This is a genomic window from Bacillus cereus group sp. BfR-BA-01356, from assembly GCF_022663635.1.
GTDB lineage: Bacteria > Bacillota > Bacilli > Bacillales > Bacillaceae_G > Bacillus_A > Bacillus_A cereus.
In genome coordinates this window covers 1-6,725 of the sequence record NZ_JAKUFX010000202.1, presented here as the reverse complement: position 1 = coordinate 6,725, position 6,725 = coordinate 1, and the positions used below count along the sequence as shown (strand labels likewise).

Sequence of the window (6,725 nt, the reverse complement as noted above, 5' to 3'; positions counted from 1 at the left end):
TTATCTAGAAATATCTTGAGACGTCCAAGTATTTTCTTTATTACTGGACTCTTATTAGAGAGTAAAACTAAGCCTGAGATAGGGCTTAAATATTAATATACGAGGGGGAATGCATAAATGGATGGAACGAAAAAATTATCAACTGCAATTGGCTTCGGTATTGTTACGCTACTAATTCTCGCATCTATTACTAGTATGATTATGGCTCTTTTATTAAAGTTTACGAATATAAATGAAGGGACATTAACCGTTACTATTTTTATACTCGCTCTTTTATCTATGCTTATGTCTGGATTTACTGCCGGCAAAAAGGCTCAAGGAAAAGGTTGGCTAGTAGGTTTCACAACAGGGCTCACATTCACTATACTCGTCTTTCTAGTTAACTATTTAGGCTTTTCTCAAACCTTATCGAACTCACAATTACTTTATCAATTAGCATTAATGGGGGCGAGTACACTCGGTGGTATTTTCGGTGTAAATATGTCAAAGCAAAGTAACTAAAAAAGGCCCTGCACATTTCATGCAGGGCCTTCCACATTAGTTTTTCACAACTTCACGAATCGCATTGCGATCGAAAGTTAAGTGTGAACCACCAGATTTAATAACGATTTTCGTCTCATCTACTGATTCGATTGTACCGTGTAAACCACCGATTGTTACGATAGCATCACCTTTTGCTAACTCACTTTGCATTTGAGCAACTGCTTTTTGACGTTTTTGTTGCGGGCGAATTAATAAGAAATAGAAAATCGCAAACATCGCAACGATCATAACGATATTCATCATACCTGCATTCATCTTTTGTTCCTCCTTTTAAATTATGTATTAGAAGTTTTTAGCATTCGTTTTATTAAAGCCATACTGTTCAAAGAACTCTTCGCGGAAATCGCCAAGACGGTCTTCACGAATAGCTTGTCTCACCTGCTCCATTAAGTTTAACAGAAAATGAAGATTGTGATAAGACGTTAAACGAATTCCGAACGTTTCATCACATTTCATTAAGTGACGAATATACGCACGTGAGTAGTTTTTACATGTGTAGCAATCACAGTTTGGATCAAGCGGACCGAAGTCTCTTGCGAATTTCGCATTTTTTACAACAAGGCGACCTTCACTTGTCATACATGTACCATTTCGAGCGATACGAGTTGGAAGTACACAGTCAAACATATCAATACCACGAATTGCGCCATCGATTAACGAGTCAGGAGAACCTACACCCATTAAGTAACGAGGCTTATTATCTGGAAGAAGTGGTGTTGTAAACTCAAGAACACGGTTCATAATATCTTTCGGTTCACCAACAGATAAACCACCTACAGCGTAACCAGGGAAGTCCATTGAAACAAGATCTTTCGCACTTTGACGACGAAGTTCTTCGTACTCCCCGCCCTGTACAATACCGAATAAACCTTGATCTTGCGGACGTTCATGCGCTTTTAAGCAACGTTCTGCCCAGCGGCTCGTACGCTCTACAGATTTCTTCATATATTCAAAAGTAGCCGGGAATGGTGGACACTCATCAAATGCCATCATAATATCTGAACCTAATGCATTTTGGATTTCCATCGCTTTTTCTGGTGATAAGAATAATTTATCTCCATTTAAGTGATTACGGAAGTGAACGCCTTCCTCTTCAATACGACGGAAGTCACTTAAACTGAATACTTGGAAACCACCAGAGTCTGTTAAGATTGCACGATCCCAGTTCATAAATTTATGCAAGCCGCCTGCTTCACGAATAATTTCATGACCTGGACGTAGCCATAAATGATACGTATTACTTAAAATAATGCCAGAATCCATTGCTTTTAATTCTTCTGGTGACATTGTCTTAACTGTTGCAAGTGTACCAACTGGCATAAATGTTGGTGTATCAAATGAACCGTGCGGCGTATGCACACGACCTAAACGGGCACCCGTTTGTTTACATGTCTTAATAAATTCATAACGAATTGCTGTCATAACTTACTCCTTTTATTTGTTTCTCATTTTAGCGTGAGATGCAACGAACATTGCATCACCGAAGCTAAAGAAACGATATTTTTCTTTTACTGCTTCATTATAAGCATGAAGTACATTATCTCTATTTGCAAATGCACTTACAAGCATAATTAATGTTGATTTCGGTAAATGGAAGTTTGTAATTAAACCATCAATTGCTTTAAATTCATATCCCGGATACATGAAAATATCTGTCCATCCAGAAGCGGCGCAAAGCTTACCTTCATGATCTGTTGCAATTGTTTCTAACGTACGAGTTGATGTCGTACCTACAGTAATAATACGTCCACCATTCTCTTTCACACGATTTAATAATGCCGCTGTCTCTTCAGACATATGATAATATTCTGCGTGCATATGGTGTTCTTCAATCGTGTCTGCAGAAACTGGTCTAAATGTTCCAAGTCCTACGTGAAGTGTAATGAATGCTAACTGAACGCCTTTTTGCTTTAACTTCTCAAGTAACTCTTCTGTAAAGTGAAGTCCCGCAGTCGGCGCTGCTGCTGAACCGATTTCTTTCGCATATACTGTTTGATAGCGATCGCGGTCTTCTAGCGTCTCTTTAATATATGGAGGAAGTGGCATTTCCCCAAGTTCATCTAAAATTTCATAGAAGATGCCGTCATATGAAAATTCAAGCTGACGTCCACCTTGATCTGCAGTTCCTGTGCAAGTTGCTTTTAATTTCCCTTCGCCAAAAGAGATAACAGTTCCTTCTTTTACACGTTTCGCTGGCTTTACAAGCGTTTCCCACTTATCACCTTCTTCTTGTTTTAAAAGAAGTACTTCAATGTGCGCGCCTGTATCTTCTTTCACACCGTGCAAACGAGCAGGCATAACTTTCGTTTCATTTAAAACTAAGCAATCCCCCTCATGTAAGTAAGAAAGAATATCCGTAAAATGTTTATGCTCAATATCACCTGTTTCACGGTCTAACACCATTAATCTTGATGTTTCACGCTCTTCTAACGGGACTTGTGCAATAAGTTCTTCTGGTAAATGAAAATCAAACAGATTTATATCCATAGCTATATCCACCTATTTCTTATTTAAATCGATTTATTATATACATAATAAAAGATAATACAATACTTAACACAATACATGTAATGATAGGAAAATAAAAGGTAACGTTTCCTTTTTTCACAAAAATATCGCCTGGAAGCCTTCCAATGAACTTCCAAGCTAATCCAACAACGATGAGTAAGATCCCGGCTGTAATAAGCAGCTTTGGCATCTCCGTCATACTTTTGGTATCTCCATTCCGAAATGTTCATACGCAAGCGGCGTTACAATTCGGCCCCTTGGCGTTCGTTGTAAAAAACCAATTTGTAATAAATACGGCTCATACACATCTTCAATCGTATGAGATTCTTCTCCAATTGTTGCTGAAACCGTTTCTAATCCAACTGGACCGCCACGGAATTTCTCAATAATACCAAGCAGTAATTTATGATCAATATGATCTAGACCTAATTTATCTACTTGCAGTAGCTCTAATGCCATTTGTGTAATTTCCATCGTAACCGTTCCGTTACCACGAACTTGCGCGAAATCACGTACACGTCTTAAAAGACGATTCGCAATACGAGGTGTACCACGAGCACGTCTTGCAATTTCTAATGCAGCTAACGAATCGATTTCAACTTCAAATACTTCTGCTGTACGTTCAACAATCGCAGAAAGCTGATCTACTGTGTAGTACTCTAACCTTGAAAGTACACCGAAGCGGTCACGAAGCGGTGCCGATAATGCTCCAGCACGTGTTGTTGCTCCAACTAATGTAAATGGCGGTAAATCTAGGCGTACAGAACGTGCTGAAGGCCCTTTTCCAATTACAATATCAAGGCAAAAGTCTTCCATCGCAGGATACAATACTTCTTCAATTGATCTATGCAAACGATGAATTTCATCAATAAATAATACATCCCCTGGCTGAAGCGCTGTTAATACAGCAGCTAAATCTCCTGGTCTTTCAATTGCGGGACCTGAAGTTGTTCTAACATTAACGCCCATCTCATTGGCAATAATATTCGCAAGCGTCGTTTTACCAAGACCTGGTGGTCCATATAAAAGCACGTGATCTAACGTTTCTTCACGCATTTTCGCCGCTTCAATAAATACTTCTAAATTATGTTTTGCTTTATCTTGGCCAATATACTGACGGAGCGTCTGTGGCCGTAATGAATATTCTAAATCCGCATCTTCATATGCAGATTCCCCTGAAAGGAGACGTTCGTCCATTATACTCACCTCTTACCATTTAGTAAAAGACTAAGTGCCTTTTTAATATACTGATCCGTCGTTAATGATTCTTTTAATAACTCTGGTACAACACGAGAAACTTCGCGTTCTGCGTATCCAAGTGCGCGCAGAGCTTCCAGTGCCTCATCAAGCTCAGCTGATGAACCTTTCTTCTCATCAAAACGTTCTGTGTCTGAGAATAAATCAACAAATGCATCTGGTACGACATCTGCTAGTTTTCCTTTTAAATCTAAAATCATTTGGCGTGCTGTTTTCTTTCCGACGCCTGGGAATTTCACTAAAAACTTCTCATCTTCATGCTCAATCGCTTGAACGACCTGTCCTGTTTGACCAGAAGCTAAAATTGCAAGAGCTCCTTTTGGCCCAATGCCAGACACGCCTAACAACTTTGTAAATAATAAACGCTCTTCACGTGTTTTAAACCCGTAAAGTGCCATAATATCTTCTCTTACATAATGATATGTATAGACACGGATTTCTTGCTTACTTCTTTGAAATACATACGGATTCGGTGTGAAAATTTGATAACCAATTCCATTATGATCAATTACGACATATTCCGGCCCTACATACTCCACGTAACCTGTAACATATTCAAACAAAATACGATCTCTCCCTCTTAAATCATGTATTCCATTTTAACATATTTAATGATAGAAAAGCGAGACTACCCCAACAAATGTTCTCCACTTGAAACTTCTGTTATTTTCCATTGACAGAAAGGTTAAAGCACCTTAATATACATAAGTCGATAATGATTATCAATACTAATTAAAGGGGTTACATCAGGATGAAACGTAAGCTATTTATTTTATTTACTATTATGCTCGTTGTTCTTTCTATCGTTGGCTGTTCTTCTCAAAAAGAAGAATCGAAGGCAAAAGAACAACCGAAAACAAAAGTTGTAAAACATGCTAAAGGTGAAGCTACAATTCCAGTAAATCCAAAGAGAATTGTTGACTTATCTGGATCAACAGAAGAACTATTACTTCTTGGACACAAACCTGTTGGTACAGCAAATACATATAAAGATAAAATCCAAAATCACTTAACAGACAAGTTAGATGGAGTAAAAGCAGTAGGTTGGTACTGGGCACCTAAAGTTGATTTAGAAGCTGTTACTGCTTTAAAACCAGACTTAATTATTTTAAACAACCGTCAATTAAAAATTTATGATCAACTAGAAAAGGTTGCACCTACAGTTGTTCTAGAAACAAACTTAGAAGACTGGCGTGGTAAGTTTAAAGAAGTAGGTAAGCTATTTGACGAAGAGAAGAAAGCAGACAAATGGATTGCAGACTACGATAAGAAAGCAGACTCTTTATCTAAAAAAATTAAAGAGAAAACAAAAGATGAGAACTTTATGTTCGTTGCAGTTACACCACAAAACTTCCGTGTATACGGTAGCTTCGGATACGGTGACATCACCTTTAATGACTTAAAACTTCCAGCAACAAAAGGTACGGATTTAAAACAAACGATGGCGCAAGTATCACTAGAAGGTCTAGTTGCATTCCAGCCTGACCAAATGTTTATTGTAAACTTCGGCGGCGAAGCTGATAAAGTTTACGAAGACTACAAAAACAGTGCCGTTTGGAAAGACAATAAAGCAGTTAAAAATAATCACGTATATGAAGTATCAAATGAAGTCTTCAATACGAAAGCATTCAATCCAATCGGAAAAGATATGCTAATTGATGAAATCGCAAAAGAAATTTTAGCTAAAAACAAATAAGAAAAAAAAGCAGCTCACCATGAGCTGCTTTTTTTCTTACTTTGAACTGCGTATTGCTTCATTTTTTCAATCGTCTTCACAAAACCTTCTTTTGATTTAATACGAATGCCACGTTTCAATTTCGCACGTTCATAGCTCTCAAGCTTTTTCATATCAATTTGAAAGAAAGAATGGATCGCATTATCACTTTTCGGTACACCTTTGAAAATTTGTAATATCCCTTCCTCTGAAACACCAAAATACCCGCTCGTTTTCAATAACGGAGAAATATCATCAACTTTCTTTTGCAATACAATTTGTACATCATCACGATCAACGAGCTGCCATTCTTTATACTGCTGTAAAAACTTTTCTAAATCCGTCACTTTTTCTGTAAGTATTTCTTCGCTTACTTCGCCATCAACATACATACGCTCTAATAAAATTGTAACCTCAGGTTCTTTTTTCGTTACTTCTGGTACTGGCCCTTCCGCCTTCACATTCGTTTCATAAACGAAACAAAACATCATAACGAAAGCTTGCATCGCAATCAGTATCCATTTCATTTCCGTTCACCTCTTTTAGGCAAAATCAAACTTTCATTAGTAGTTTTTCCGGAAATGGGGGTTTTATCCCATGCCCATCAACTTAAGAGTGAGCACAACCTGAGCTTTCGACTCATCGGATCAAAACATTCCTAAAATAAAAGCATACTCTTAAAAATAAGCATCTCAAATAAACC

General features: G+C 37.8%; 9 protein-coding genes. 2 read left to right on the top strand and 7 right to left on the bottom strand.

Annotation, left to right across the window (positions count from 1 at the left end; translation table 11 throughout):
• Positions 1-117 precede the first annotated feature (117 nt).
• Positions 118-501, top strand: a complete 384-nt coding sequence (locus MR168_RS31750; protein ID WP_000349148.1) for a TIGR04086 family membrane protein — start codon at positions 118-120, stop codon at positions 499-501.
• 36 nt (positions 502-537) lie between these two features.
• On the opposite strand, the gene yajC is transcribed toward MR168_RS31750, so the two are convergent.
• The 6 genes from yajC to ruvA are packed head-to-tail and all read right to left on the bottom strand — an operon-like array spanning position 538 to position 4,871.
• Positions 538-798, bottom strand: coding sequence for a preprotein translocase subunit YajC (yajC, locus tag MR168_RS31745; protein WP_000991115.1), 261 nt, complete (start codon positions 796-798; stop codon positions 538-540).
• A gap of 27 nt (positions 799-825) precedes the next feature.
• Positions 826-1,965 carry a tRNA guanosine(34) transglycosylase Tgt gene (gene tgt, locus MR168_RS31740; RefSeq protein ID WP_242291735.1) on the bottom strand — a complete coding sequence of 380 codons (1,140 nt, stop codon included), beginning with the start codon at positions 1,963-1,965 and terminating at the stop codon, positions 826-828.
• Between the two features lie 12 nt (positions 1,966-1,977).
• A complete protein-coding gene (gene queA / locus MR168_RS31735; RefSeq protein ID WP_000354034.1) occupies positions 1,978-3,030 on the bottom strand; it encodes a tRNA preQ1(34) S-adenosylmethionine ribosyltransferase-isomerase QueA in 1,053 nt (350 codons plus the stop codon).
• Between the two features lie 19 nt (positions 3,031-3,049).
• Complete coding sequence (locus tag MR168_RS31730) at positions 3,050-3,250, bottom strand: DUF2905 domain-containing protein (RefSeq protein WP_000138162.1); 201 nt, start codon at positions 3,248-3,250, stop codon at positions 3,050-3,052.
• A complete protein-coding gene (gene ruvB / locus MR168_RS31725; RefSeq protein ID WP_000344449.1) occupies positions 3,247-4,248 on the bottom strand; it encodes a Holliday junction branch migration DNA helicase RuvB in 1,002 nt (333 codons plus the stop codon). Before ruvB ends, MR168_RS31730 begins: the two co-directional genes overlap by 4 nt.
• 5 nt (positions 4,249-4,253) lie before the next feature.
• Positions 4,254-4,871: a Holliday junction DNA helicase RuvA gene (ruvA, locus tag MR168_RS31720; protein WP_000464511.1), complete on the bottom strand. Its 618-nt coding sequence runs from the start codon at positions 4,869-4,871 to the stop codon at positions 4,254-4,256.
• 188 nt (positions 4,872-5,059) lie between these two features.
• Between ruvA and MR168_RS31715 the strand changes: the two genes are divergently transcribed.
• On the top strand, positions 5,060-6,004 hold the full coding sequence (locus tag MR168_RS31715; protein ID WP_086411573.1) for an iron-hydroxamate ABC transporter substrate-binding protein: 945 nt from the start codon (positions 5,060-5,062) through the stop codon (positions 6,002-6,004).
• Between the two features lie 14 nt (positions 6,005-6,018).
• On the opposite strand, the gene MR168_RS31710 is transcribed toward MR168_RS31715, so the two are convergent.
• Positions 6,019-6,549, bottom strand: a complete 531-nt coding sequence (locus tag MR168_RS31710; protein ID WP_000871175.1) for a BofC C-terminal domain-containing protein — start codon at positions 6,547-6,549, stop codon at positions 6,019-6,021.
• Positions 6,550-6,725 lie beyond the last annotated feature (176 nt).

Bases quoted from the DNA above. Each gene is read 5' to 3' on its own strand.
- MR168_RS31750 (WP_000349148.1), top strand. From the start codon at position 118: ATGGATGGAACGAAAAAATTATCAACTGCAATTGGCTTCGGTATTGTT.
- yajC (WP_000991115.1), bottom strand. From the start codon at position 798: ATGAATGCAGGTATGATGAATATCGTTATGATCGTTGCGATGTTTGCG.
- tgt (WP_242291735.1), bottom strand. From the start codon at position 1,965: ATGACAGCAATTCGTTATGAATTTATTAAGACATGTAAACAAACGGGT.
- queA (WP_000354034.1), bottom strand. From the start codon at position 3,030: ATGGATATAAATCTGTTTGATTTTCATTTACCAGAAGAACTTATTGCA.
- MR168_RS31730 (WP_000138162.1), bottom strand. From the start codon at position 3,250: ATGACGGAGATGCCAAAGCTGCTTATTACAGCCGGGATCTTACTCATC.
- ruvB (WP_000344449.1), bottom strand. From the start codon at position 4,248: ATGGACGAACGTCTCCTTTCAGGGGAATCTGCATATGAAGATGCGGAT.
- MR168_RS31715 (WP_086411573.1), top strand. From the start codon at position 5,060: ATGAAACGTAAGCTATTTATTTTATTTACTATTATGCTCGTTGTTCTT.
- MR168_RS31710 (WP_000871175.1), bottom strand. From the start codon at position 6,549: ATGAAATGGATACTGATTGCGATGCAAGCTTTCGTTATGATGTTTTGT.